Raw genomic sequence first — 26904 nt, forward strand, 5'->3', positions numbered from 1 at the left:
TGTGGCAAATAATATACGAAAGCGAAGCAGAAACGAATAGTGACAAGGGCCGAGCAATAAAAAAGAGCAGCGATTGCTGCTCTTTTAAGGTACTCAAACTTCAATTCACATACAATTGAGCTTTATTCTACGGCTTAGGAATCGCAGTACGCCATTGAGTCCAACCTTCTTCAGCTTGTGGATACAAAAAGAAAGATTGCCCACTTTTTGCCGCTGGTGGAATAGTCGATTGCTCTGGCGTTGAAAACGCAATTCCTCCGCGAACTAAACTATCAAATGTGCCCGCTTTGATGTTCGCACCAGTAATTCCGATGGAGACATCTACTCCTGAAACATTCCAAAACACACTGTTTTGACGAACGAGGTAAGCATATTCAGGCTGTATCTTGATGGTCGTGACGACGCGATCTGCAAACTCTCCTAGGCTCACGTCGGTTACTTGGCCGACTTCCATCTGGCGGTAAAGAATAGGCGTTCCGACTTGTACTGAGCCTCGTTGTTCACTTTGTAAAGTAAACATTATGCCCTTAACACGTTCTGAACCGTTTTCCAACTGAAAATCAAATTTAGCTTTACCTTTACCTGGCTCAACACTGATGGATTTCGACACCAATGCGCCAAGGTTTTTCACGCCCCCTAAGCCAATCTCTGGCTCAGTTAGCCAAAAATGTGAGCCTTCAACCGCAATGTTTTCTACGTATTCAGGTAGGATTCTTGCGGTAATTTCAACCATATTTCGACGAAAATTTGGTACAACCAGTGTGACTTCACCAACTTTGACGCCTTGATACTCTATCGGCATTCCTTTGGCAATTTCTTGTGAGCCGTCTGTTTCTAACGCAATAACGCGTCCAAATTTGCGTGCGGTTTTTTGATCTGTATATAACTTCCAGTTGTCTCCAATTTTGTTTTCAACGCCAGGAACAGAGTCAAAAGCGATGCCACCTTCGATTAACGATTTTAAAGGGTGAGCTTTCACACTCACACCGGCTAGCGATGCATCTATCTCGATCCCTGAACGGTTCCAAAAGACGGTTTGCGGTGTTACGAGGTAAGCAAAGCGGTTTTCGATGGTTGCTTTAATTAACACACCGCCATCAACCAATTGGAAATCGGAGACGTTACCAACAGGAAGGTTACGATAGAGCAGAGGGCTGCCTTTGGAAATCGGCGGCAATTCAGAAGCAAACAGTGTGAGTGCTCTAGAGCCACTTTGGTTGTACTGTGCTAATTCTGCCAATGATTCGTTTTGGAAGAGTTGATACTCTTTTTGAATATCTTGCTTGCCTTCGCTTACAAAGCTAATGGACCCAGTTAACAACTGCTTTGCCGGAGGAACGGTAACGCTGAGGCCCGACTCCGTTAACTCTGCAGAGGCACTTCCGGTTACATAAAAACGGTTGTTTGATTTGATCAGATGTTTGTATTCATGATCAATCAATACGTCCATAAATACTTCATGTTGTGATTTTTTACCTTCTTCAACTAAGCCTACGTTGATAATTGAACCGACAACGATGCCTTTGTAAAGCACGTTGGCACCGCTATCTAGGCCAAACGAGTTGTCAGACACTAAACGAATAGCGATGGACTTTTCTTGCTGTTGGTTAAAAACGTTTTTACGAATGGCAGTAAAGCGGCGAGAGCGATCACCGGCACCTGGCACGATGGTTAAGAAGTTTCCTCTCACGAGATTGGCAATGTTTTCAACACCAGAGAGGGACACTTTTGCTTCTTCTAAGACGAATCGGGTACCTGTCGTCAGCATGTCACTGAAAGCAGGTTGAATTGCAGCTGACGCTAATATCACTTCTCGCCCTTCGGATAGGTTTAAGTCTGTAACTTGGCCAATCTCGATTCCGCGATACATAATGGGTGCGCCTTCGCCACTGATTTTACTGTCATCAGGGAGGACGATTTTAACAGCGATACCTCGACCTGCAGTTTTCAAATCTTTATACAGACGGAATTCAGTATTCTCTTCTACAGGCTCACCGTCATCCGGAGAATCGACGGCGATCGCGCCTCCGAGTAGAGCACTCATGCTTTCTAGCCTTACATCGACGCCTTCAAAACCGATGCTGGCACCGATTCCACTTACGTTCCAGAACCGACTGCGGTTGTTAATGATATGTCGGTATTGATCCTGGATGTTGGCTTGAATCGTGATAGATTTTGCGTCTTCATCCAGCTGGTAGCTGTAGACTTCACCGATTGGAATTTTCTTATAAACAATTTGAGAACCAATCGACACACCACCTAAATCGCGGCTTTTGAGTTTAATGTTCAAACCTTGTGAAACGCGCAAATCTGTTGGTGCAGAGTCTAACGCATGGAACGTTGTTTCAAACTCTTGACCATCTCCAGGTTGAATCGAGATGTAATTACCCGACACGAGCGCATCGAGCCCAGAAACTCCTGTTAGGCTTGCTGTTGGTTTTACCAGCCAAAAGCGAGTTTTATCGTTCAGCAATTTTGCCGCTTCAGGGTAGATATCGGCATCAACATAAATACTGCCGAGATCTTCAGTGAGGTTAATGTCTCTCACCATACCGACTTCTAGCCCTTGGTAACGGATAGTGGTTCGCCCGGCGACCAAGCCAGCAGCGTCAGAAAAATAGATTTGCACCCGTTGTCCGGCATCGTGTATCGACTTCACCACAAGCCAGCCAGCTAAGACCATGGTCAAAATTGGCAAAAGCCAAAGAGGAGATATGCCTTTGCTCCGCTTTACATCTGGTACGTATGACGTTTGAGAACTGTTCTGATCACTCATTCATTGACTCTTTTTCTGATTGTGTTGGGCCTGTTTGGTCCCAGATTAGCCTTGGATCAATACTTTCCGCTGCAAGCATGGTCAATACCACGACAACACCAAAGGCCACGGCGCCATATCCTGGTGTGAAATCAAGTATCTGACCACGATCGACTAAGGTCATCATGATAGAAATAACAAACAAGTCCATCACAGACCATTTACCGATCCATTTAACAACAAAGTAAACCATCATTCGTTGTCTCTTAAACACCGAACGTTTGAATTGAATGCAAAGCATGATGTAGGCAAGGCCAAGTATTTTTACAACTGGCACAACAATACTGGCCACAAAAATGATCACTGCGATGCCATACATACCGCTTTTTACCAACCCAGCTACGCCTGAGAAAATAGTATCTTCCAAACGTTTGCCATTGGTCAGCAAGATGGAAATAGGAATCAAGTTGGCTGGGAAAATCGCTATCGTTGCCGCAATGAGGTAAGCCCACGTCTTCTGAATGGAGTTGGGCTTGCGATGATATAACTCGTGGTGACAACGCCGACAATGGTCACCTTCAGGTTGAGACAGGTGGCACTCATGGCAATGCACGTCTTTGTGTTCAAAGGAATAAAGGCTTTCTGGTTTCCAGGCTTCCCAGTAACGACGCACGCTGATTCTTGAAACTAACAAAACGGTAAATATCTGCAAAAGAACCAGACCAATTAACCCTGGGCCTACAAAAATGTCGGAATAATCTTGGAGTTTGAAGCAGGAAATGGCGATGCTAACTAAGAACACATCCAGCATTACCCAATGTTTCAAATGTTGAATTAGCCACAGTGAAACACGAAGCCCTCGAAACCACCGTTGATGCAGCGAGATATGTGCCGTAACCACTGAAACACAAACCGTCAGCGGCGCTAGAGAGCTACAAAATAGAATAAGCAGTGAAAGAAGAACAAAGCCTTCTTCCATCAATGTGATCATCCCTGAAGGTAGGGTTGCCGGAATCATCACACCAAAGAGTCGGATACTAATAAAGTTAAAAAAGTGTGATGGAATAAATAGCAGAATACAGGTTATCGCGACGGCTAGATTACCTGAGAGGCTAGGGCTACCGCCTCGATACAACTGTGTGCCACAACGAGGACAGTGTGCATTTTTTCCATTGGGTAAGTCGACGATATCGACAGGCAATTCGCAACCTTGGCACAAGCGCACATTATTTGGCTGCATGGCGTGCTTAGACAGAGAGGTCATAACGACCTCTCTAACTTGAACGATTTAAGCGTGGGACTGTATGCCCCCATATAAGGTTTGATATAAGCCTTCTTGCTCAACTAACTCACCATGAGTACCTGTTTGCGTCACTTTTCCATCTTCAAGCACGTAGATCAAATCGGCTTGTTTTACGGCTGATAGACGGTGCGCAACGATTAATGTTGTTCTACCACGTAAGAATTCAGTCAATGCTTTGTGCAATGCCGCTTCAGTAGCGGTATCAAGCGCAGACGTGGCTTCGTCTAAAATAACAAATTGAGGATTACTCAGCACCATTCTTGCGATGGCAAGGCGTTGTCGTTGACCACCTGACAAACGAATGCCGTTACGGCCGACTTGAGTATCCAAACCGTGGTTCAGTTGAGAAATAACATCTTGCAGCTGGGCTACTTCAAGAGCTCGCCAAAGTGACATTTCGTCAAAATTCCCACCGAGTGTTAGATTATGCCTCAAGGTGTCGTTAAATAGTATAGGTTGCTGTAATACCACGGCAATTTTGTCGCGAATTACTTCAAAACCAATATCTTCTGTTAATTCATCATTAAAGCGAATGCTACCGGAGTTTTGACGATAAACCCCAATAAGTAGTTGTATTAAGGTCGACTTACCGCCTCCGCTCGCACCAACTAGCGCCACTTTCTTTCCTGCCGGTATATGTAAAGAAAGGTTATCTAGGACTTTGTTTTCATTATTATAAGAGAAGTCTACGTTTTCTACTTTAACATCGACTTCTCTGCCTTCTTTGAAAGGATTTACCTTAGGTGCCGGTCTTTGTTCTTCTTCTAATACTAATAAGTCGTTGATGCGTTTTAACGCAGCTTTCGCGCTGTACCAAGAAAACTGAATGCCGAGCAGCTCTTGAACAGGAGACAACATAAACCATAGGTAACCAAAAACAGCAAAGATTTGACCAATAGTGAGGTCACTAAACATAACCATCAGCATGGCGACGGCTCTGAATAACTCAAAACCGATTAAGAAGAGTAGGAAAGAGACGCGACCTGCCGCCTCTGATTGCCACGCATACTTGTCTGCATCCACACGAACTTGGTTCGCACTGTCTTTGAGTTGCTGGAGAAATTCTCGCTCTTTATTGGCTGCGCGCAGCTGGTAAATGCCATCTAATGTTTCAACTAAACGATTTTGGAAAATTTCAAAAGAATGATTTTCCTTCCGTTTCAGATGTTTAACCATACTTCCTAGTTTACGTGAGAAGTAAATGACAATAGGGTTAACTAGCAAAATAAATAGACCAAGTCGCCAGTCGAGCCAAAGCAGAACGATGGCAGTACCAATGACCGTTAAAAAACTGATAACGAATTTTGCTAACGTAGAACCAATAAATTTATCAATGGTCTCAATGTCAGTGATAAGGTGGGCGTTGATGCCTCCGCTGCCTTTGGTTTCGTATTGGCGGATGCTGATACGACCAAGCTTGTCGATCATTTTACTGCGCATCTCAAACGTGATCGTTTTAGAAACAAGTGTAAATTGTCGGCTTTGAAGGATATTTAACCCCTGACTTGTAGCTCGCATCAGGACGACCAAGAAAAGGGTGAAAAATATATAACCCGTCGGAGTGTGCCACGCTTCAGGGAGAATGGCATTCATAGCAGCTAAGCCTTTTGCTGGTTGGTCCAATAAAACCTCATCAACCATCAACGGCATGAGAAGGGGGATTGGAACACTAATCAAGGTTGCAAGCACCGCTATCAAGTTCGCTATGATCAGCTTGGACTTGTGCTTTTTTACTTGTGTTATCAACCAAGAACGGCTAATAGTGTCATTTTTCAGAAGCATTGTAATTGAGAATAAGTCCTATTATAAAGTAGGGCTGCATTTTAGCGCCATACAGTGAGAATGGAAGCTTTTATAGTAAGTAGGAAGTTAATATGAACATAGAACAATACCATAGACTAGCCAAACAAGCCGTTGCTCTAATTGAGTCTGAGCCAGACTTTATTGCTAACCTAGCAAACTTGAGCTCACTGCTTTTCATGGAATTGGACGATCTTAACTGGGCTGGCTTTTACCTAGCAAAAGGTGAAGAGCTCGTTCTTGGTCCGTTCCAAGGAAAACCAGCTTGTGTCCGCATTCCTATGGGGCGCGGTGTCTGTGGTACTGCTGCAAAAACTAACACCATACAAAGAGTATACGACGTTCATGAATTTGAGGGACATATAGCGTGCGATGCAGCGAGCAATTCAGAAATTGTGATTCCATTTTCTATTAATGGAAAGGTGGTTGGTGTCCTTGATATTGACAGCCCAAGTATTGGTCGATTCAATGAAACAGACGAAGAAGGTCTCACTCATTTCATGGCTGAAGTAGAAAAGCTGCTTAATTCACACGCGAACGACGCATAAATTAGCCTTCGAGTGTGGTTTTTCCTTGGCATGTCACTATAATACGAGAATATTTTTTCTTAATGCTCGCGGAAATCCGCTCAAATCAGGACCCCTCATGACTGAAAAGTTAAAAAACAGCAAAGAAGTTATTGCATATATTGCTGAATGTTTCCCTAAGTGCTTTACTTTAGAAGGTGAAGCAAAACCTCTGAAAATTGGTATTTTTCAAGATCTTGCGGAACGTCTAAGTGAAGACGAAAAAGTAAGCAAAACACAGCTTCGTGCAGCGTTAAGACAGTACACTTCATCATGGCGTTACCTACATGGTGTAAAACCAGGTGCAGTACGTGTAGACCTAGACGGCAACCCTTGTGGTGAGCTAGAAGAAGAGCACGTTGAACACGCGAAAGCGACACTTGCAGAAAGCAAGGCAAAAGTTCAAGCTCGTCGTAAAGAACAAGCACAAAAAGCTCGTGAAGAGGGTAAGGCGAAAGCGAAACCAGCGGCTAAAAAGCCTCAACAGCCTCGTCGTACTAACAAACCAAAAGTACAAAAACCAACTAAGCCTGTAGAAACGCGCGCTCTAAATGCTGACGAAATCACAGTAGGTAACGCAGTTAACGTGAACATGGGCAAAGGAAACATGGCAGCGACCATTGTTGAAATCAATAAGGATGATGTACGTGTTCAACTTGCTAACGGCCTACAAATGGTTGTGAAAGCGGAGCACTTGCGCGCATAAAGGAGATACTCCTACGCATGAATTGCCGTTCAAAAGTGACACTGATTGCTGCTAGCTTATGGCTAGCAGCATCAGCTCAGGCTCTCGAAGCCAAACTACATAAAGATGACTTGCCGGTTCTCGCTCCTGAAGTTCAGCACGAAACAGCTAGCAAACGAGTCACCTCTCGATTTACCCGCTCTCATTATAAGCATTTCAGCCTCAATGATGATTTCTCCAAAGCGATCTTTGAGCGCTATGTAGAATTGCTTGATTATAATAGAAATATTTTTACTCACGCGGACATCGACTCTTTTAAAGACTGGTCAATTGAGCTTGATGATCAGCTAAAAGCTGGTAACAACCAAATTGCTTTTGATGTTTATAACCTCTCAATGCAAAAGCGTTTCGAGCGCTTTGCTTATGCGTTAACGCTACTCGACGAAGAGATCAAGTTTGATACTGATGACGAGATAGAGTTAGACCGTTCTGAAGCTGCATGGCCAAAAGACGAAGCAGAGCTCAACGAGTTGTGGCGCAAGCGTGTGAAATATGACGCGTTAAATCTGAAACTGACTGGCAAAGAGTGGCCAGAGATTAAAGAGGTTTTAGAGAAGCGTTATAACAACGCGATGAAGCGGATCACACAGACTAATAACGAAGATGCATTCCAGTTATATATGAATGCCTTCGCCCGACAAGTCGACCCTCATACTAGCTATCTTTCTCCACGTAATGCTGAGCAATTCCAATCGGAAATGAACCTTTCTCTGGAAGGCATTGGTGCCGTTCTGCAAATGACTGACGATTACACAGTAATTCGTTCACTTGTTGTTGGTGGCCCTGCGTCGAAGAGCAAGCAGCTTGGCGAAGGGGATCGAATCATCGGTGTTGGACAAGACGGTGAAGAGATTGTCGACGTGATCGGTTGGCGTCTGGATGATGTAGTTCAATTAATCAAAGGCCCAAAAGGCACAAAGGTTAATCTACAGATCTTGCCAGAAGGTAACGATGCTAAGAGTTACATTGTCACAATTGTTCGTGACAAAGTTCGTCTAGAAGATCGCGCAGTGAAGTCGGAGATCATCGAAAAAGATGGTAAGAAGATTGGTATTTTAGAAGTGCCAAGTTTCTACGTCGGTTTGTCGAAAGATACCGATAAACTGCTTGCTGAGTTAAAAACCAAAAACGTTGACGGCGTAATCGTTGATCTACGTAACAACGGTGGTGGTGCATTAACGGAAGCGACAGCATTAACAGGGTTATTCATTAAAGAAGGTCCTGTTGTTCAAGTTCGTGACAGCTATGGTCGTATTAAGGTGAACGCCGATACTGACGGAAAAGTGAGCTATGATGGTCCACTGACGGTGTTGATTAACCGCTACAGTGCTTCGGCGTCTGAAATTTTCGCCGCAGCGATGCAAGATTATAATCGTGCCATTATTTTAGGTGAAAATTCTTTCGGTAAAGGTACGGTTCAACAGCATCGTTCACTGAATCATATCTACGATCTTTTCGATAAAGAGCTAGGCTACGTTCAGTACACGATTCAGAAGTTCTACCGTATTGACGGTGGAAGTACGCAAAATCGCGGTGTTGCACCCGATATTTCGTACCCAACACCAATTGAAGCTTCTGAAACGGGTGAAAGTGTAGAAGACAATGCACTACCTTGGGATCAGATTGATAAAGCAAAATATCAAACCTTCCCAAGCAACGAAGCATTAGTTGAAAAACTCACCGCTCTTCATAACAAGCGTATTTCTGATGAGATGGAATTCCGTTTCATCAATGAAGACATAGAGAAGTATCGTAAAGAAAAAGACGATAATATGTTGTCTTTGAACGAGAAAGTTCGTAAGGCTGAATCGGATAAAGCGGAAGCCCTTCGATTGCAACGCATCAATGAGCGTCAAGCTGCTTTAGGTAAGGAAGCATTCAAAACATTGGATGATATACCTAAAGATTATGAAGCGCCTGATGTTTATTTAGATGAGTCTGTCGCGATTATGGTTGATCTACTCAAGCAGAAAAATCAGTCATAATAACTGGCAATTCAAAGTAAAAAGAGTGAGTCTTTCAGGCTCACTCTTTTTTTATGTCTTTTCATCTTTGTTTGTATTGAGTATCAAGTAAGATATTCGCTTATTTTTTCCCAATAATTTACGTGATCTACATCTAAAATTTCGCGAAAGTGAGGACTACTGCCTAAGCTAAAAGAAAACGATAAGGATGCCGATATGAAATGGTTCTTTATTTTACTTAGCTTTTGCTGCTTTAGTGTGTTTAGCGGAGAAAACACCAGAGAAGATGAATTAAGTCACTTTGACACGCCGTTTCTCATCGGAGACTGGTATTTAATGAACCCAAACCCCGAAGAGTCGGCTGAAAATTTTCGTGCGATAAAACTGTCACTGGGTTCCGACTACAGCTTTTCTATTGATATTCAAAAGAAAGATTATTCTGTCGATCATTGGGAAGGATTGTATAACGCCAATGAAGACACCATCGTTCTTGGCTTAAACACAGATGAGCCTCAAATTTATGCCTATCGCAATAATCACAATACACTTGATCTTAATGGTGTGACTTTTACTAAAGGGTTGTCTAACTCGCTAGCGGGCATATGGTCTAGCTCTTATGTATCCGGAGATGGCCTTGTGGCAAACAACATCAACCATATGGATCTGATACTTCAACCTGACTTCGTGTTTATGTTTCGGGTATCCAACGAAGAAGGGGATGAGTCAATCAAGCAAGGTGTTTTCTACACAGAAGATGAATATTTAGTCTTGCTCTATGAAAATGGCGAGCACGGGACCACCTATAAGCTCAACAAAAATGAATTAACGATCGAAGATTCAAATGGCGATATGTACGCGGTACTTAATCGGGTAACGCCTTGATAGCTTATCTTGCTACGACAAATTACGCGAGCATACGGTAAATTGTCAATGTTGTTTAAATGTTAATCAAAAAAACGGAGCTAGAGCACTAAAAGCTCCGTTTTTTGATGGAAAGACTTGTATTCTGATACCACAACCCCTACAAATAGCTTATATAGTGATACCAGAACTGCATTTTTGATCATGCAGTCTGGTATTTTTGTTGTTCGACATACAAGGATTTATGCTCATGTCCCAAGCTCCCCAGGCCAAATATCGTAAAGATTATCAAGAGCCATCTCACGCGATTACCGATATCGATCTTACGTTTGATCTTTATGACAATGACACCATCGTTACGGCGATATCAAAGGTTGCTCAAAAAGGCGATACAACAACGCTAGAACTCGATGGCGAGGGGCTTGAGCTGCGCGCTGTAAAAGTAAACGGTGAGGATTGGGCTCATCACGAAGTGAAAGAATCATCGCTTGTACTGACCGATCTTCCATCCGAGTTTGAACTTGAAATCGTCACCAAAATTGATCCTGAAGCGAATACAGCACTCGAAGGTTTGTACAAATCAGGCGGCGCATTTTGTACTCAGTGTGAGGCCGAGGGCTTCCGTCGTATTACTTATTACTTAGATCGTCCTGATGTTCTGGCAAAATACACGACAAAAGTGATCGCAGATAAATCCGCTTATCCATATTTGCTGAGCAATGGTAACCGAATTGCAGAAGGCGATGCAGAGAACGGTCGTCATTGGGTTCAATGGCAGGACCCGCATCCAAAGCCAGCTTACTTGTTTGCTCTTGTCGCAGGGGACTTTGACGTACTGCGTGACAAATACACAACGATGTCAGGTCGCAGTGTTGATTTAGAAATCTTTGTTGATAAAGGTAACTTAGATCGTGCAGGCCATGCGATGACATCGCTGATCAACTCGATGAAGTGGGATGAAGAACGCTTTGGCCTTGAATACGATCTGGATATTTACATGATCGTTGCCGTTGATTTCTTCAATATGGGCGCAATGGAAAACAAAGGCCTAAACATCTTTAACTCAAAGTATGTTCTGGCTAATGACCAAACGGCGACCGATCGTGACTACTTAGGTATCGAAGCTGTGATCGGTCATGAGTACTTCCACAACTGGACTGGCAACCGTGTCACTTGTCGTGACTGGTTCCAACTAAGTCTAAAAGAAGGCTTAACCGTATTCCGTGACCAAGAATTCTCTTCTGATTTAGGCTCTCGCGCAGATAATCGCATCGATAACGTACGTATCATCCGTGGCCCTCAGTTTGCAGAAGATGCAAGTCCAATGTCTCACCCGATTCGTCCTGACAAAGTCATTGAGATGAACAACTTCTACACGCTAACAGTGTATGAAAAGGGCAGCGAAGTTATTCGTATGTACCATACGCTACTTGGCGAAGAGGGCTTCCAAAAAGGGATGAAACTTTACTTTGAACGTCACGATGGTACTGCTGCGACATGCGAAGACTTTGTTTCTGCAATGGAAGATGCCACTGGTGTCGATTTAAAACAATTCCGTCTATGGTACAGCCAGTCTGGTACACCGACGCTGCGCGTAAATAGCGAATACAATGCCGATGCAAAAACTTACGCACTAACGGTAGAGCAATTTACGGAGCCAACGCAAGACCAGGCTGAGAAGCAAGCGCTGCACATTCCGTTTGATATCGAGCTGTACGATTCGAAAGGTCGAGTTATCCCGTTGCTGATTAACGGTGAATCTGTTCACAACGTGCTAGATATTAAACAAGATAAGCAAACGTTCGTATTTGAAAATGTCGAAGAACAGCCAGTGCCATCTTTGTTGCGTGAATTCTCGGCACCAGTAAAACTAGAATACGACTACAGTGATGATGAATTAGTCTTCTTGATGAAGCACGCGACGAATGACTTCGCTCGTTGGGATGCAAGCCAAATGCTATTGGCTAAGTACATTCGTCAGAACGTGAAAAACGTTCAAGCCGGACAAGACGTGTCGCTTTCTGAAGGCGTGATAGATGCGTTCCGTGGTGTGCTATTGGATGAGACGCTTGAGCCAGCTTTCATTGCTCAAGTTTTCTCTTTGCCTTCAATTAATGAGATTACTGGCTGGTACCAGCAAATTGACATCGATGCCGTAGACAAAGTGCTAAACAGCATTACAGTGTCACTTTCTCAAGAGTTAGAAGATGAGCTAAGTGCAACTTATCATACACTGAAGCAAACAGAGTACACGATCGATCATGCTGCGATTGGCAAGCGTGCATTACGTAACCGTTGTCTGCAATACCTAGCACATACGGAAAAAGGTAATGATTTAGTGAAAGCACAATACGCATCTGCAAATAACATGACAGATACGATTGCAGCGATGAGTGCGGCAAATAGTGCTCAGCTTGAGTGTCGTGAAGCTCTTATGGCAGACTATAGCGATAAATGGAAGCACGATGGTTTGGTTATGGACAAGTGGTTTGCACTTCAAGGTAGCAATCCTGCAGAGGATGCACTTGAAAAAGTAAAAGCAACCATGAACCACGAAGCATTTAGTTTGAAGAACCCGAACCGTACGCGCAGTTTGATTGGCTCGTTCTTAAGTGCTAACCCTGTACGTTTCCATGATAAATCCGGTGCAGGTTACCAATTTGCAGGAGAAATCCTTCGCCAACTTAATGATTCGAACCCACAAGTCGCATCTAGAATGATTGATCCTTTGCTTAAGTTCCGTAAATACGATGAAGGTCGCCAAGCTTTGATCAAAGCAGAACTTGAAAAGCTCAAAGCAATGGATAATCTTGCTAAAGACTTATTCGAAAAAGTGACTAAAGCACTAGACGAATAGTAAACAACACAATAGGGTGGTCATTAAGGCCACCTTATTGTATATGTCACTTAGTTTTTACTTCATGAACTATTACTACTTCAACCTCAACATTTCATATCAAACGTTTTTATCCCATTATTCTGGCGCGGCAAGTGTTGTTCAAGTCGTCACACATAATGGTTTACGTTTGCAGTTACCCGCCGCACGATTTAGACCATTTCTTAGTCAATTAGGCATTAAAGGCCAGTTTAGACTAACAACTGACCAAAATAATAAGTTTCTTAAGTTAGAAACTCTGTGATGTATTGTATTTGCAGAGAGTTAAATAGGAATCTTAGTCACAGAATCGGACATTTCACCTCTTACCACCACGATTAGTTGTTAAACATTTGTAATTATGCTTTTACAATGGGCACATGCATTACCTATGCTTAGTTTCTAAGGTAACAACCTAGCTACTAAGTCCCCCTACAAAACAACAATTCTAATGTGGAGTGTGAATATGACCGCGCGTGAAAATGTAGTGCCGGTTCTGCTTGAAAAAGTTTACCAACTGATTCAAGACAAACTCGAGCTTTCTCACCAAACGCTTGTAACTAAACTTGCTCAACACTTATTCAGTAACATTGCTGATGATGACCTGATTCAGCGAAACGAATCCGATCTTTATGGTGCTGTCGTCAGCCTTTGGCACCATATCAATGAAAAAAAACCAGAAGAGATTTCGGTACGAGTATTTAACCCGACCGTAAGTCGTCAAGGCTGGCAATCCACACACACAATCGTAGAAATTGTTGTTCCAGATAGTCCATTCTTAGTGGACTCAGTCAAAATGGCTTTAGCGCGTTTGGATCTTGTTTGCCACCTAATGTTAAACAACCCAACACAGATACAGCGTGATAAAAAAGGTCAAGTTACCGACGTAAACGGTGAGGGTGGTGTTCTTCAATCACTGTTCCATATCGAGGTAGATCGCCTTACTAGTAAAGAAGAGATGCAAGCGCTTAAAGAAGAGCTGTTAAAAATTCTATCTGACACTCGTTTAGTCGTTGATGACTGGAAGCAAATGGTCGATAAGCTTAAGCTTGTGACTGATGAACTTGAGAAAAATAAAGATCGTGTTTCTATCCAAACGGATCGTATGGACGAAACGATCGCATTTCTTCGTTGGCTAGAAGATCATAATTTTACCTTTATGGGTTACAAAGATTATGACTTAGAAGAAGTCAATGGTGATACCGAGCTTGTTCCTGCTAAAGAGAAAGGACTTGGTCTATTTGCTGATGACAAGCGTGTGCGTAGCGTCAAGCTATCTGAGCTTTCAGACTCTGCGCGGTTAGAAGCGAAAAAGCCATACGCTCTGATCATCACAAAAGGTAACAAAGCATCTCGTATTCACCGTCCAGCTTATACTGATTACATCGGTATTAAGAAGTTTGATGAAAACGGTAAAGTAATAGGTGAGCATCGCTTTACTGGTCTATATACCTCTGCCGTGTATAACCAAGCGGTACAAAGCATCCCTCTGATCCGTGAAAAAGTAGACCGTATCCTTGAAGCGAGCGGATACCGTCACGGATCGTATTCATACAAAGCATTGCACAATATCTTAGAAAACTACCCACGCGATGAACTACTCCAAGCAAATGAAGAAGAGTTGCTTGAGGTGGGTATGGGTGTTGTACAAATGCAAGATCGTGACCTACTGCGTTTATTTGTTCGTAAGGACCCATTTGGTCGTTTCTTTAGCTGTATGGTTTATGTCACTAAAGATCGTTACAACACAGAATTACGTCGTCAAACTCAACGCATTCTTAAGCAGTACTTTGGTTGCGAGCAAGAGGTTGAATTTACAACGTTCTTCTCAGAAAGCCCACTAGCGAGAACACATTACATTGTTCGTGTAGACAATAACAACATTGACGTAGACGTGAAAAAGATCGAGCAAAACCTAATGGAAGTTTCTACCTCTTGGGATGACAGACTAAAAGAATCCATCATTGCTAACTTTGGTGAAAGCAAAGGCCTTCCTCTTTCAAAAGAATACATGAGTGCGTTCCCTCGCTCATACAAAGAGGACATGATGCCAGGTTCTGCGGTTGCAGATATTGAACGCTTAGAAGCGTTAAGTGATGATAATAAACTTGGTATGTTGTTCTACCGACCTCAAGAAGAGGGGGCGGATTCAAAAGCTGTTCGCTTGAAGCTATACCATCGCGATGAGCCAATCCATCTTTCTGACGTAATGCCAATGCTTGAAAACCTTGGCTTACGAGTGATAGGTGAATCACCGTATGAGATCGAGAAAAATAACGGACAGACATTCTGGATCCTTGATTTCTCTATGCTGCATAAGAGCGAGAAAACGGTTGATCTTCGTGAGGCTCGTGATCGTTTCCAACAAGCATTTGCCGCAATTTGGGCGGGCAACCTTGAAAGTGATGGTTTTAACCGATTGGTACTAGGTGCGTCGCTATCTGGGCGTGAGATTTCCATTCTTCGTGCTTATGCTCGATACATGCGCCAAGTCGGTTTCCCATTCAGTCAACAATACATCGAAGACACGCTAAGCCACTACCCAGACTTAGCAACAGGTCTAGTCAAGCTGTTCACCAAGCGATTCGATCCGAAACACAAAGGCAGTGAAAAAGGCCAAAACGATCTGATTAAAAAGCTAACAGAGCAGTTGGATCGTGTAGAGAGCTTGGATGATGATCGTATTATTCGTCGTTACATCGACATGATCATGGCGACACTTCGTACTAACTACTATCAATTAGACGAAAGCAAGCAACCTAAGCCTTGGTTATCTTTGAAAATGAAACCGAGCGATATTCCAGAGATTCCGCAGCCTGTACCCGCGTTCGAGATCTTTGTGTACGCACCAGATATTGAGGGTGTTCACCTTCGTGGCGGAAAAGTGGCTCGTGGTGGTTTACGTTGGTCAGACCGTCAAGAAGATTTCCGTACAGAGATTCTTGGTCTCGTAAAAGCTCAGCAAGTTAAGAACACCGTTATCGTACCTGTGGGTGCAAAAGGCGGCTTTGTTTGTAAACGCCAGCCATCTCTCACAACCCGTGATGAGATTTTTGCTGAAGGCCAACGTTGTTACAAACGATTTATTCGTGCGCTACTTGATGTATCGGATAACATCATTGAAGGTGAAGTGGTGCCACCACAAAACGTTGTGCGCCATGACGAAGATGACCCATACCTAGTAGTGGCGGCAGATAAAGGCACAGCAACATTCTCAGACCTAGCGAACTCTGTTTCTGCAGAGTACAACTTCTGGTTAGGTGACGCATTCGCTTCAGGTGGTTCAAATGGTTACGACCACAAAGCGATGGGTATCACTGCAAAAGGTGGTTGGGAATCAGTTAAGCGTCACTTCCGTGAAATGGGCATCAACTGCCAGACCACTGACTTTACCGCAATCGGTGTAGGTGATATGGCTGGTGACGTGTTCGGTAACGGTATGCTGTTATCGAAGCATATTCGATTGCAAGCTGCCTTTAACCACATGCACATCTTTATTGATCCAAATCCAGATTCAGCCACCAGCTGGGAAGAACGTAACCGCTTGTTTAAGCTACCAAGATCAAGCTGGGAAGATTACAATAAAGATTTGATCTCTCAAGGTGGTGGTATCTTCTCTCGTCGATCAAAGTCGATCCAACTAACGCCAGAAATTCAGAAAATGTTAGGGACTAAGAAAGCATCTTTAGCGCCTAACGATCTGATTAAGATGATCTTGAAAATGAAAGTCGATCTGCTTTGGAATGGTGGTATCGGCACTTACGTTAAAGCATCGACAGAAACTCATACGGATGTTGGTGACCGTGCTAACGACATGCTACGCATTGACGGCCGTGACTTAAGAGCAAAAGTGGTTGGCGAAGGCGGTAACTTGGGTATGACTCAGCTTGGTCGTATTGAATACGCACTGACTGGCGGCCGAGTGAACACAGACTTCGTTGATAACGTGGGTGGCGTTGACTGTTCGGATAATGAAGTCAACATCAAGATCTTCCTTAATGGACTGGTTTCAAATGGCGATCTTACGGTTAAGCAACGTAACCAAATTCTAGAGTCTATGGAAGACGAAGTGGGTGAAATTGTCTTAGATGATGCTTACCGTCAATCTGAGTCGATCTCCGTTACTGAACAGCAAGGTGTTGGCATTGTTAAGGAACAAATTCGATTCATCCATACCATGGAAAAAGCAGGGTACTTGGATCGTGCTCTCGAATACATCCCTGATGATGAAACGCTAATCGAGCGTGAAAAACAGGGACTAGGTCTGACTCGCCCTGAGCTATCAGTGTTAGTTGCCTACGGTAAAATGGTACTTAAACAGCAACTTGTTACGGATGAAATCGCGAATGATGAATTCCATGCGAAACAGCTTGTTGAATATTTCCCAAGTGCGTTACGACGTAACTATAAAGATCAAATGGTTAATCACCCACTGCGAGCTGAAATTATCGCTACAGCATTGGCTAACCAGATGGTTAATGAAATGGGCTGTAACTTCGTCACTCGTTTGCAAGAAGAAACCGGTGCAAGTGTTGTCGATATTGCTAACGCATACAGTGCGGCTCGTGAAATTTTCGATCTAGAAGCAATTCTTAAGCAGACTCGTGAACTCGATAATATCGCCACTGCTCAAGCTCAGTACGAAATCATGTTTTATGTTCGTCGAGCACTACGTCGAATTGCACGTTGGTTGCTTCGCAACCGCAGTGGTAAATGCACAGTTGGTGAGCTGATTGCTATCTACAAGCAAGATGTCAATGTTATCACTGAAACCTTAGACACTATGCTGGTTGAGTCTGAAGTAGAAGAACACAATGAACTTGCTCAAGGATGGATTGAGAAAGGGGTAGAAGAGAAACTTGCACATCAAGTCGCTCGTTTATCCAGCTTACAATCTGCACTGGATATCTCATCAGTGGCGAGTGAAACAGGTAAAACGGTTGAGCAAGCATCGAAGCTCTACTTTAACTTGGGTGACCGTTTATCGTTACACTGGTTCTTGAAGCAAATTAACAGCCAAGCCGTTGATAATAACTGGCAGGCACTAGCAAGAGCTGCATTCCGAGAAGATCTGGACTGGCAACAACGTCAACTTACGGCTCAGGTATTAAATTGCGGCTGTGCAACGGAAGAGCTAGACGTGATGAAAGCGTTAGAAGATTGGATGGAAACTAACGAGCAATCACTGCACCGTTGGGAAAGCATCTTGAATGAGTTCAAAGTTGGCTCTGTCCACGAATTTGCTAAGTTTTCTGTAGCACTTCGAGAATTAGTACTCTTGAATCTCAACTGTTCGTCGAAAGAGTAGATGAGTTAGTCAAATTGTAAGTAAAAGCCTCGTTATTTAGCGAGGCTTTTTTGTTGCTCATCGTTTCTATTATAGCGCCGAGTGAGTTACAGCGTAACGGTGCGGGGAAGTTAAAATAGGCTGAAATCGATTGCTTTAGGGTGGTTAGTTATAAATTTTATTGTTGAAATCTTACTCTAATTGTTTGTTTTATATTTGAAAATATTAGAAAGATATAGGTTTTTACTTAATACATTCATTTTCATTGAATTACGATGAAAAACAGTAAATAATATTGTCCCGTTTATACGGGGCTTTTTTCTTTCGGAGGCACAATGCTTTACCGTCTAGCCAGAACTGGCTTTTTCCAACTCGATGCCGAGAAGGCACACGATCTTGCAATCAAGAACTTCCAACGCTTTAACGGCACACCACTTGATCTCTTCTACCGCCAACAATTACCAACTCGTCCAGTTGAGTGTATGGGACTAACATTCCGTAACCCAGTAGGTCTTGCGGCTGGCTTAGATAAAAACGGTGAATGCATTGAAGCATTTGATGCCATGGGCTTTGGCTTTGTCGAAGTTGGCACAGTAACACCTCGTCCGCAACCAGGGAATGATAAACCACGCTTATTTCGCTTAGTCGAAGCTGAAGGTATCATCAATCGCATGGGCTTTAACAACCTAGGCGTTGATAATTTGGTCGAGAATGTAAAGCAAGCAAAATTCAACTGTGTTCTCGGAATTAATATTGGTAAAAACAAAAACACACCAATTGAGAAAGGGGCAGAGGACTACCTGATTTGTATGGAGAAAGTGTATGAGTACGCAGGCTACATTGCGGTTAATATCTCATCACCAAACACTCCGGGTCTTCGTTCACTTCAATATGGTGAAGCGCTTGATGAACTACTTTCTGAATTAAAAGCGAAACAAGCGGAACTTTCAGAGAAATACAACAAATACGTCCCGCTAGCATTAAAAATTGCGCCTGATTTGAGTGACGAAGAAATCTGCCAAATCTGTGATTCTTTATTGAAAAACAATATAGATGGTGTGATCGCGACTAACACAACTCTGGATCGCACGATCGTAGAAGGAATGAAACACGCCAATGAGGCAGGTGGTTTAAGTGGTCGCCCTGTGCAATCACGCTCTACGGAAGTCGTACGTAAGCTTCATGAAGAGCTAGGAGACAAACTTCCAATTATCGGTGTTGGTGGTGTGGATTCCTATGTTGCAGCCAAAGAAAAGCTGATGGCAGGCGCTAAACTTGTTCAAGTCTACACCGGCTTTATTTACCACGGCCCAGGCCTAGTACGTGATATTGTTAAGAATCTTTAACATACACATCAAAAACCACTGAAAAATCAGTAGCTATTACATAAAAAAGAGGACTTTGTTTCCTCTTTTTTTTTATCCGTTCGTTTGTAAAATTTAAAAATCACGAGTAGGTAATTAAGCGTCTTACCTCTTTACCACTGATTTAACTAGTCAAGAGAGAACGGAATAATGCTTAAACCCAGCGACAAATGGAATTGGTATTTTGACGAGCAAAAAGCTTGCTTAATGCTGGATCTGGGGGAGGAAATGATTTTCCAAACCAATTTATCCCGAAAATTGTTGGTTAACTGTGCCTTCTCAAACAATGAATTTACCGTTGATGACGCCAGTGCATTCCAAACGTTTAATGAACGTATTCGATGCCTCGACATCAGTGAATACCGCCAAGCTGAGTTAACACTGTATTGTGTTGCGGCAAAGCGCTTTCATAAACCTGTACAGCCTAAAAGCTGGTTCTTTGACGCACAGTCCTCAGGTTACGAGCCTGAAGAAGGGGACATGGTCTTTCTAACAAACCAATATTCTGATGGCATGTTCATCGTGTTAGAACCAGGCGAGACGTCGAGCTTATGTGCTTATGTTAACCAAGAAGCGTTTGTGCTTGATGGCAATAAGGCGCTTCAGTTTGGGCAGCCGATTAAAGTAATGCATGACCGCATGGCTTGTGCAAATCACCTCTTTGCAATAACCCCTATGGCAATGGTGGGGTAAACCTGTTTAATTTTTTCTTTATTTCGTTCCTTTGTTTGCATTAGTCGACCTCGTTAGGTCGATTTTTTTTGTCCTTTCCTTTGATACTAGATCCCCATCAGCCATGAAACTGTATGTTTTCTATGCATGCAAACATGAAGCTGGTCACTTTTATTTTACTTATTTCAATCTGATGACTCCCTTAACTAGGCAACCTAGCGCTTAAAATGACCCCATTTATTCCCCTATAAGGCAAAAATGTAAGTAACTTACATCAATAATCATTGCCTGGTATATACCAAAATTTATGTAAATAAGTATTCACTTCCTTCCAAGGGAACAAAATTTCGTTCGTGAATAAAAAATACTCAAATTGAAGATGTTGAAAGTTTCAGATCATTTTGTTGGTGATGATTTGAACTAACAGGTGGGGAAATTCCTTTAAAAACGAGGCATTGATCGTAAAGTCAGGTATAATTGAAGCCATTTTTTATCAGCGAAAGAACACTATGAATCAATATCTCGCGGTAACTTCAAATGGCATGGAAAATTTGCTTGTTGAAGAACTGACTAAACTAGGCATTGAAAATGCGAAACCAGTACAGGCAGGCGTAAAATTTAAAGCGACAAACGAACAGGTTTATCGCTGTTGTTTGTGGAGCCGTTTAGCGTCTCGATTTGTACGTGTTTTATCTGAGTTCACGTGTAACAACGACATGGACTTGTATTTATCTACATCTGCTATTAACTGGGTTAACCAATTTCATAGCTCTAAACGTTTTGTTGTGGACTTTAACGGCACAAACCGTGAGATCAGAAATAGCCAGTACGGTGCGATGAAAGTCAAAGATGGCATCGTAGATTGCTTTGAAAATAAAGGTTTGCCGCGTCCCAACATCAGTAAAGAACGCCCAGATGTTCGTATTCACGTTCGTTTGCATAAAGATAAAGCGTTGCTTGGGATAGATATGGTAGGCAGTGGTTTGCATCAACGTGGCTACCGACCAGAATCGGGTCGTGCCCCGTTACGTGAAACGCTTGCTTCTGCGATTATCATGCGTTGTGGCTGGGATGGGCATCAACCATTACTCGATCCAATGTGCGGTTCTGGTACTTTGCTTATTGAAGCTGCGATGATGGCTGCCAACATGGCTCCTGGCGTTAAGCGAAAGCAATGGGGTTTCGAAGTGTTGGAAGACTTTGAACCAGAGACTTGGGCAGAGATTAAATCAGAGGCTAATGTTCAAGCTAGACGAGGTGTCAAGAAAGTTGACGCTAAGTTTTTTGGCTTCGATAACGACCCTAAAGTATTAAAAGTTGCTCAAGAAAACGCGCGCAGAGCAGGTGTTGAAGAATTGATTGAGTTCGCACAAGGTGATGCTGCAACCATAACTCGTCCTGCAGGATTTGAACACGGTGTTATCGTTTCAAACCCACCTTACGGTGAACGTCTAGGAACTGAGCCGGGGCTAATTGCACTCTACACCGCATTTGGTGGACAGCTAAAATCTGAGTTTGGTGGATGTAAAGCCTCTATCTTCTCGAGTTCAGACGAGCTGCTGAGCTGTCTTCGTATGCGTGCTGATAAACAATTTAAATTGAATAATGGTGCGTTACCTTGTCACCAAAAGAACTACAGTATTGCAGAGCGCAGTGCTGATGAGGTGAAGGGTGCTGATACTAATGTTCAAATCGCACCAGACTTTTCAAATCGTTTAAAGAAAAACATTGGCAAGATTGGCAAGTGGGCTCGTAAAGAGAAGCTTGATTGCTACCGAATCTATGACGCTGATCTTCCTGAATACAATGTGGCGATAGACGTATACGGCGATCAAATCGTAATTCAAGAGTATGCTGCGCCAAAAAACATTCCAGAAGAAAAAGCAAAACGTCGCCTAACGGATATCATTCGTGCAACGATTCAGGTGACAGGTGTAGAGGCGAACAAAGTAGTACTTAAAGTTCGTGAAAAGCAGAAGGGTCGCAGCCAATACCAAAAATTAGGTCAGGTATCAGAGACGCTTGAAGTAAACGAGTACGGTGTGAAGCTGATCGTAAACCTTCATGACTATCTAGACACTGGCTTGTTCTTGGATCATAAGATCACTCGTCGTCGCTTAGGTGAAATGGCGCAAGGTAAAGATTTCTTAAACTTGTTTGCATATACTGGGAGTGCGACGGTTCACGCAGCGGTTGGTGGCGCTCGTTCCACAACGACTATTGATATGTCAAATACCTACTTGAACTGGGCGAAAGACAATATGCAGCTTAACGGCTGTGTAGGACGTCAGCATCGCTATGAACAAGCAGACTGCTTGCAATGGCTAGAAAACGCGAAAGGTGAGTACGACTTGATCTTTATTGATCCACCTACGTTCTCTAACTCTAAGCGTATGGAAACATCATTCGATGTACAACGTGACCACATTAAACTGATGAAGAATCTTAAACGTTTACTAAGAAGTGAAGGCACTATCGTATTCTCGAATAACAAGCGCCACTTCAAGATGGATGAAGAGTCGCTGGCTGAACTTGGTTTGAAGGCTCAGAATATTTCTTCTCAAACGTTACCATTAGATTTTGCGCGTAATAAACAGATTCATAACTGTTGGCTAGTAACGCACGCGTAGTATAAACAAAAGGATTAATACGTGCTGATATTGTATAGCACGGAGGGATGCCATCTTTGTGAGATGGCATTTGCTCTAGTAGACCAAATTGGTTTGGCCGAGCAAACAGATATCATTGATATTGCGTTCGATGATGCACTGTTTTCTCGTTACGGCGTCACAATACCCGTATTAAAGTATCAAGATTCTGAGTTGAACTGGCCGTTTGACTTAGAACAACTCACACATTGGTTGGATAATAATGGCATTACTTACCATTCATAACGCACAACTTGCATTTGGTGACCACCCATTGCTGGACAAAGCGGAGTTCGCTCTTCAAGAAAACGAACGCGTTTGTTTAGTGGGTCGCAACGGAGCAGGCAAGTCCACGTTAATGAAAGTGCTTGCCGGCGACATTTTGTTGGACGACGGCAAGATTCAAATCACTCAAGACGTCGTTGTTTCTCGACTTGAACAAGATCCACCGCGTAATCAAGAGGGTACGGTTTACGAATACGTATCTGGCGGTTTGGCTGAAATCGGCGAACAACTGAAGATCTATCACGATCTTCTCGATCTTGTTGCTCAAGATCCGAGTGAGAAAAACATCAACCGTTTAGCCAAGGTTCAAGAGCAGCTTGACCATTCTAATGCTTGGCGTTTTGATGACCGTGTTAAGAACGTACTTGGTGCTTTAAAACTAAGTCCAGAAACTAAACTGACCGATTTATCCGGTGGTTGGCAACGTAAAGCCGCTTTAGCTCGCGCGCTGGTTTGTGACCCTGATGTATTACTTCTTGATGAGCCAACAAACCATCTTGATGTAACAACTATCGAATGGTTAGAGAACTTCTTAAAAGACTTCAAAGGCTCGATCATCTTTATTTCTCACGACCGTGCGTTCATCAAATCAATGGCAACACGCATTGTTGATTTAGATCGCGGGCAATTAGCTTCTTTCCCTGGTGATTACGACAACTACCTAGAAGAAAAAGAAGAGATGCTCCGCGTTGAAGAAATGCAGAATGCTGAATTCGACAAAAAGCTTGCTCAAGAGGAAGTTTGGATTCGGCAGGGCATTAAAGCACGCCGAACTCGAAATGAAGGTCGTGTACGCGCATTGAAGAAACTTCGTGAAGAGCGTCGCGATCGCCGGGATGTCCAAGGCAAAGTTAACCTTAATATCGATGATGCTTCACGTTCAGGGAAAATTGTATTTGAAGCAGAAAACATATCTTTTGCTTACGAAGGCAAGACAATCGTCGACAACTTTAGCTTTAACATTATGCGCGGTGACCGTATTGCACTTATCGGACCAAATGGCTGCGGTAAGAGTACGGTACTTAAATTGCTATTAGGGCAATTGGAAGCGCAGTCTGGTCGTTTACACTGCGGAACAAAATTAGAAGTCGCGTACTTTGATCAGTACCGAGAGATTTTGGATCCAGAAAAGACAGTGATCGATAACTTAGCGGATGGGAAACAAGAAGTAATGGTTGGGGGACGTCAGCGTCATGCGCTGAGTTATCTTCAAGACTTCTTATTTGCACCTAAGCGCGCAAGAACCCCGGTTAAGGCGCTCTCTGGTGGTGAGAAAAACCGATTACTGCTAGCTCGTATCTTGTTGAAACCAAACAACTTACTTATTCTTGATGAACCAACCAACGATTTGGATATCGAAACGTTGGAACTTTTAGAAGAAATGCTTGCCAACTATCAGGGCACGTTGCTTTTAGTTAGCCACGACCGAGAGTTTGTTGATAATACTGTTACCACAAGCTGGATCTTCGAAGGAAACGGAGTGATTGAAGAGTTTGTTGGTGGTTATCACGATGCAAGACAGCAGCGTGAACAGGTATTGGCGGTTCGTCAAGCGGTTGAAAAGCCAGCGAAAAAAGAAAAAGTGGTTGAGGAAACTCCCAAAACAACCCAACCTAAGAACAACTCGAAGAAGTTATCGTATAAGCTGCAAAGAGAATTAGAAGCTCTACCAGCTAAACTAGAACAATTAGAGTCGGATATCGAGGGCCTTCAGGAGCAAGTGAACGATCCAGAGTTCTTTGCTAAACCTGTAGAGCAAACTCAGCCGGTATTGGAACAGCTTGCTGCACTAGAGCAGGAGTTGGAAATCGCATTCGAGAGATGGGAAGAACTCGAAGCAATGCAACAGGATAGTTAAGAATTCAATGAATTGTAGTAATAAATTCAAATTGACCGCCATTGCAATGATGGTTGGTACCACAATGAACGCACAGGCGGCATTGTATCAAGTGGTTGAGGTTTCACCTCAGGATCATGGCTCAAACGGTGACTACCAAACGGCTTATGGGGTTGCAATTCAGCAAGGTGATGCGGGCACAGATCCTTCAACAGGTTCCCCTTTCGCTTTGGGCTGTTTTGATGCGGCAGCAAACTGTACACCAGACCAATTTAAGCTTGCGATGGAAACTCGCACAACACCTATTTCAGCAACACAAGCCGTGGATGGAAATAGCTATCGTGAGGAAATTCCATTTGGATTGGACGCGGGCTTTTATTACATCCAAGAACTCAAAGATTTTGAACGTTACTGTTATAACCAGCTTCGCTATTCTACTTGTGACTCTTGGGCTTCTGTAAACTGGACCCCATGGAACAAAGAGCGTAGTAAAGACTTTACTTCTAATGCGTTAGCATTTGTAGAAGGCGATTCTGCTGCTTATAAAAATGAATATAACAATGTTATCAATCAGCTTACCGAAGATGGTGCCGCTGTCGGTAATCAAAGTAAAGTCAACAGTGAAAACAAGTCGACACTGGAAACAAGAAATACCGTCGTAGCACCTGTTGAACCAAATTTTGTTACAGGTGATAACGACGCAAGCGTTGTGCAAAGCCACGCTTGGAAAACCGATGGCACTTTTACCGTTGGTAGTGTATCTCGAACAGCAAGTAATACCAATGGCGCTCACCACACATCGAAAGCAGCTATTTGGGATCAAAGTGGAACCGTCAGTGAATTGGCTTGGCCAAGTGGCACATCTAAAGATGGAGAAAGACTGGCTCAAGGAAGCATGCGTGACCTTGTCACAGATGGAACAACGGTTTACGGCGTGGGTTACAACACATACAGTGATGATAACTATCTGAATGCTACTGTTTTTGTCGGAACACTAGAGGCAGAAGGTAGCGTTGAAAACGCAACTTGGAAAAACAAAGTTGTTGTAGGAGCTAGACAGCGTGAAGGTGATGATACGGTTCATACAAACTCACGATTAACCGATGTTAACTCAAATTTTGTTGCTATTGGTGAAGCAAAACGTTCCGGCGGATATCTAATGCCAACGGGCTCTGCTCCAAATCGTCTCTTTATCGTAAATGATGTTCGTAAGGATTCTATTAACGCTTTTTACCCAACTACAGGTATTTTCTTTAGCGGTGCGGGCGGTAAGATGGGCGGGATCAACTCTTACAATGAAATTGTCGGACAGCTCGATGCGGAAACGACACGTGAAGACGATGGTAAGCCACGTCGTAAGCGCGGTTTTATCTACCCATATAGTGTAGGTGGTGAGACTAGTGAACGTGCTTCAACACTATTTAATGGAAAAGCTTGGTTCCTAGATAGTTTGACTAATGGCGGTGACTACTCTGAACAAAACAACCAGTTCCGTATTCTTGACGCAACCGATATCAACGATGCAGGTGTGATTTCTGGTACCGCGATGAAATGTGCTGGCGGTTACAGTACAACAGCAAACAATGCGACATGTAGTTCTGATGAACAAATCGTAGCTGTAAAATTGGTGCCTATTGCAGGTGCGACTGAGAAGGACATTGTGTCTCGAAGCGTTGACTCAACGACAACAGAGCGTCAAGGTGCAGGCCTTGGTTGGTTAGCTTTGACCATGCTTGGATTGTTTGGGTTCCGTAGAAAATAGTCAAAAATCGTCAGTAATTTTTAAATCAAGCAGAGGCTCACACATTTGAGCCTCTGCTTTTTTTATGCCTTGAGAAATCACTCAACTTGATCGATTCTTATAAGTGGAGTCATAAAAACTCCATCAAAGTTTCACAATAACAGCTGTACGTTAGTAAATGGACCTGTATGAGGAATTAAC

16 protein-coding genes are annotated in these 26904 nt (G+C 43.2%); 13 read left to right on the top strand and 3 right to left on the bottom strand.

The window, feature by feature from the left end; all coding sequences use genetic code 11:
- Positions 1-127: 127 nt before the first annotated feature.
- From CBX98_RS00115 to CBX98_RS00125, 3 genes are read right to left on the bottom strand one after another with little or no spacing between them, the layout of a single operon-like run.
- The gene (locus tag CBX98_RS00115; RefSeq protein ID WP_109168315.1) at positions 128-2776 is read right to left on the bottom strand and encodes an MlaD family protein; all 2649 of its coding nucleotides are present in this window, start codon (positions 2774-2776) and stop codon (positions 128-130) included.
- Complete coding sequence (locus CBX98_RS00120; protein ID WP_109168316.1) at positions 2769-4019, bottom strand: paraquat-inducible protein A; 1251 nt, start codon at positions 4017-4019, stop codon at positions 2769-2771. The genes CBX98_RS00115 and CBX98_RS00120 overlap by 8 nt, the downstream gene beginning before the upstream one ends.
- 24 nt (positions 4020-4043) lie before the next feature.
- Entirely contained in the window at positions 4044-5840 is a 1797-nt protein-coding gene (locus CBX98_RS00125) for an ABC transporter ATP-binding protein (RefSeq protein ID WP_109168317.1), read from the bottom strand.
- Positions 5841-5932: 92 nt separating this feature from the next.
- Between CBX98_RS00125 and CBX98_RS00130 the strand changes: the two genes are divergently transcribed.
- The 13 genes from CBX98_RS00130 (at position 5933) to CBX98_RS00190 (ending at position 26724) form a co-directional block, all read left to right on the top strand.
- Positions 5933-6406: a GAF domain-containing protein gene (locus CBX98_RS00130; RefSeq protein ID WP_109168318.1), complete on the top strand. Its 474-nt coding sequence runs from the start codon at positions 5933-5935 to the stop codon at positions 6404-6406.
- Positions 6407-6503: 97 nt separating this feature from the next.
- A complete protein-coding gene (gene proQ / locus CBX98_RS00135; protein WP_005396555.1) occupies positions 6504-7130 on the top strand; it encodes an RNA chaperone ProQ in 627 nt (208 codons plus the stop codon).
- Between the two features lie 17 nt (positions 7131-7147).
- Positions 7148-9154 (top strand): carboxy terminal-processing peptidase, encoded by a 2007-nt coding sequence (gene prc / locus CBX98_RS00140; RefSeq protein ID WP_109168319.1) that lies wholly within the window; start codon positions 7148-7150, stop codon positions 9152-9154.
- Between the two features lie 195 nt (positions 9155-9349).
- A complete protein-coding gene (locus CBX98_RS00145; RefSeq protein WP_005396553.1) occupies positions 9350-10015 on the top strand; it encodes a hypothetical protein in 666 nt (221 codons plus the stop codon).
- Positions 10016-10244: 229 nt separating this feature from the next.
- Positions 10245-12851, top strand: a complete 2607-nt coding sequence (gene pepN, locus CBX98_RS00150) for an aminopeptidase N (RefSeq protein ID WP_109168320.1) — start codon at positions 10245-10247, stop codon at positions 12849-12851.
- 64 nt (positions 12852-12915) lie between these two features.
- Positions 12916-13134 (top strand): DUF2835 domain-containing protein, encoded by a 219-nt coding sequence (locus tag CBX98_RS00155; protein WP_046876238.1) that lies wholly within the window; start codon positions 12916-12918, stop codon positions 13132-13134.
- 201 nt (positions 13135-13335) lie between these two features.
- A complete protein-coding gene (locus CBX98_RS00160; RefSeq protein ID WP_109168321.1) occupies positions 13336-18177 on the top strand; it encodes an NAD-glutamate dehydrogenase in 4842 nt (1613 codons plus the stop codon).
- Between the two features lie 314 nt (positions 18178-18491).
- The gene (gene pyrD, locus CBX98_RS00165; protein WP_109168322.1) at positions 18492-19502 is read left to right on the top strand and encodes a quinone-dependent dihydroorotate dehydrogenase; all 1011 of its coding nucleotides are present in this window, start codon (positions 18492-18494) and stop codon (positions 19500-19502) included.
- Between the two features lie 168 nt (positions 19503-19670).
- The gene (locus tag CBX98_RS00170) at positions 19671-20213 is read left to right on the top strand and encodes a cell division protein ZapC (RefSeq protein WP_005396505.1); all 543 of its coding nucleotides are present in this window, start codon (positions 19671-19673) and stop codon (positions 20211-20213) included.
- Between the two features lie 488 nt (positions 20214-20701).
- The gene (gene rlmKL, locus CBX98_RS00175) at positions 20702-22822 is read left to right on the top strand and encodes a bifunctional 23S rRNA (guanine(2069)-N(7))-methyltransferase RlmK/23S rRNA (guanine(2445)-N(2))-methyltransferase RlmL (protein ID WP_005396504.1); all 2121 of its coding nucleotides are present in this window, start codon (positions 20702-20704) and stop codon (positions 22820-22822) included.
- Between the two features lie 21 nt (positions 22823-22843).
- The gene (locus CBX98_RS00180; protein WP_074190119.1) at positions 22844-23086 is read left to right on the top strand and encodes a glutaredoxin family protein; all 243 of its coding nucleotides are present in this window, start codon (positions 22844-22846) and stop codon (positions 23084-23086) included.
- Positions 23064-24983, top strand: a complete 1920-nt coding sequence (locus CBX98_RS00185) for an ABC transporter ATP-binding protein (RefSeq protein WP_006743219.1) — start codon at positions 23064-23066, stop codon at positions 24981-24983. The genes CBX98_RS00180 and CBX98_RS00185 overlap by 23 nt, the downstream gene beginning before the upstream one ends.
- 7 nt (positions 24984-24990) lie before the next feature.
- Complete coding sequence (locus tag CBX98_RS00190; RefSeq protein ID WP_006743220.1) at positions 24991-26724, top strand: DUF3466 family protein; 1734 nt, start codon at positions 24991-24993, stop codon at positions 26722-26724.
- Positions 26725-26904 lie beyond the last annotated feature (180 nt).

The organism is Vibrio sp. T9 (genome assembly GCF_003123985.1).
Classification (GTDB): Bacteria; Pseudomonadota; Gammaproteobacteria; order Enterobacterales; family Vibrionaceae; genus Vibrio; species Vibrio diabolicus.

Bases quoted from the DNA above. Each gene is read 5' to 3' on its own strand.
- pyrD (WP_109168322.1), top strand. From the start codon at position 18,492: ATGCTTTACCGTCTAGCCAGAACTGGCTTTTTCCAACTCGATGCCGAG.
- proQ (WP_005396555.1), top strand. From the start codon at position 6,504: ATGACTGAAAAGTTAAAAAACAGCAAAGAAGTTATTGCATATATTGCT.
- CBX98_RS00145 (WP_005396553.1), top strand. From the start codon at position 9,350: ATGAAATGGTTCTTTATTTTACTTAGCTTTTGCTGCTTTAGTGTGTTT.
- CBX98_RS00125 (WP_109168317.1), bottom strand. From the start codon at position 5,840: ATGCTTCTGAAAAATGACACTATTAGCCGTTCTTGGTTGATAACACAA.
- CBX98_RS00155 (WP_046876238.1), top strand. From the start codon at position 12,916: ATGAACTATTACTACTTCAACCTCAACATTTCATATCAAACGTTTTTA.
- CBX98_RS00120 (WP_109168316.1), bottom strand. From the start codon at position 4,019: ATGACCTCTCTGTCTAAGCACGCCATGCAGCCAAATAATGTGCGCTTG.
- CBX98_RS00190 (WP_006743220.1), top strand. From the start codon at position 24,991: ATGAATTGTAGTAATAAATTCAAATTGACCGCCATTGCAATGATGGTT.
- rlmKL (WP_005396504.1), top strand. From the start codon at position 20,702: ATGAATCAATATCTCGCGGTAACTTCAAATGGCATGGAAAATTTGCTT.
- CBX98_RS00130 (WP_109168318.1), top strand. From the start codon at position 5,933: ATGAACATAGAACAATACCATAGACTAGCCAAACAAGCCGTTGCTCTA.
- CBX98_RS00170 (WP_005396505.1), top strand. From the start codon at position 19,671: ATGCTTAAACCCAGCGACAAATGGAATTGGTATTTTGACGAGCAAAAA.
- CBX98_RS00160 (WP_109168321.1), top strand. From the start codon at position 13,336: ATGACCGCGCGTGAAAATGTAGTGCCGGTTCTGCTTGAAAAAGTTTAC.
- prc (WP_109168319.1), top strand. From the start codon at position 7,148: ATGAATTGCCGTTCAAAAGTGACACTGATTGCTGCTAGCTTATGGCTA.
- CBX98_RS00185 (WP_006743219.1), top strand. From the start codon at position 23,064: ATGGCATTACTTACCATTCATAACGCACAACTTGCATTTGGTGACCAC.
- CBX98_RS00115 (WP_109168315.1), bottom strand. From the start codon at position 2,776: ATGAGTGATCAGAACAGTTCTCAAACGTCATACGTACCAGATGTAAAG.
- pepN (WP_109168320.1), top strand. From the start codon at position 10,245: ATGTCCCAAGCTCCCCAGGCCAAATATCGTAAAGATTATCAAGAGCCA.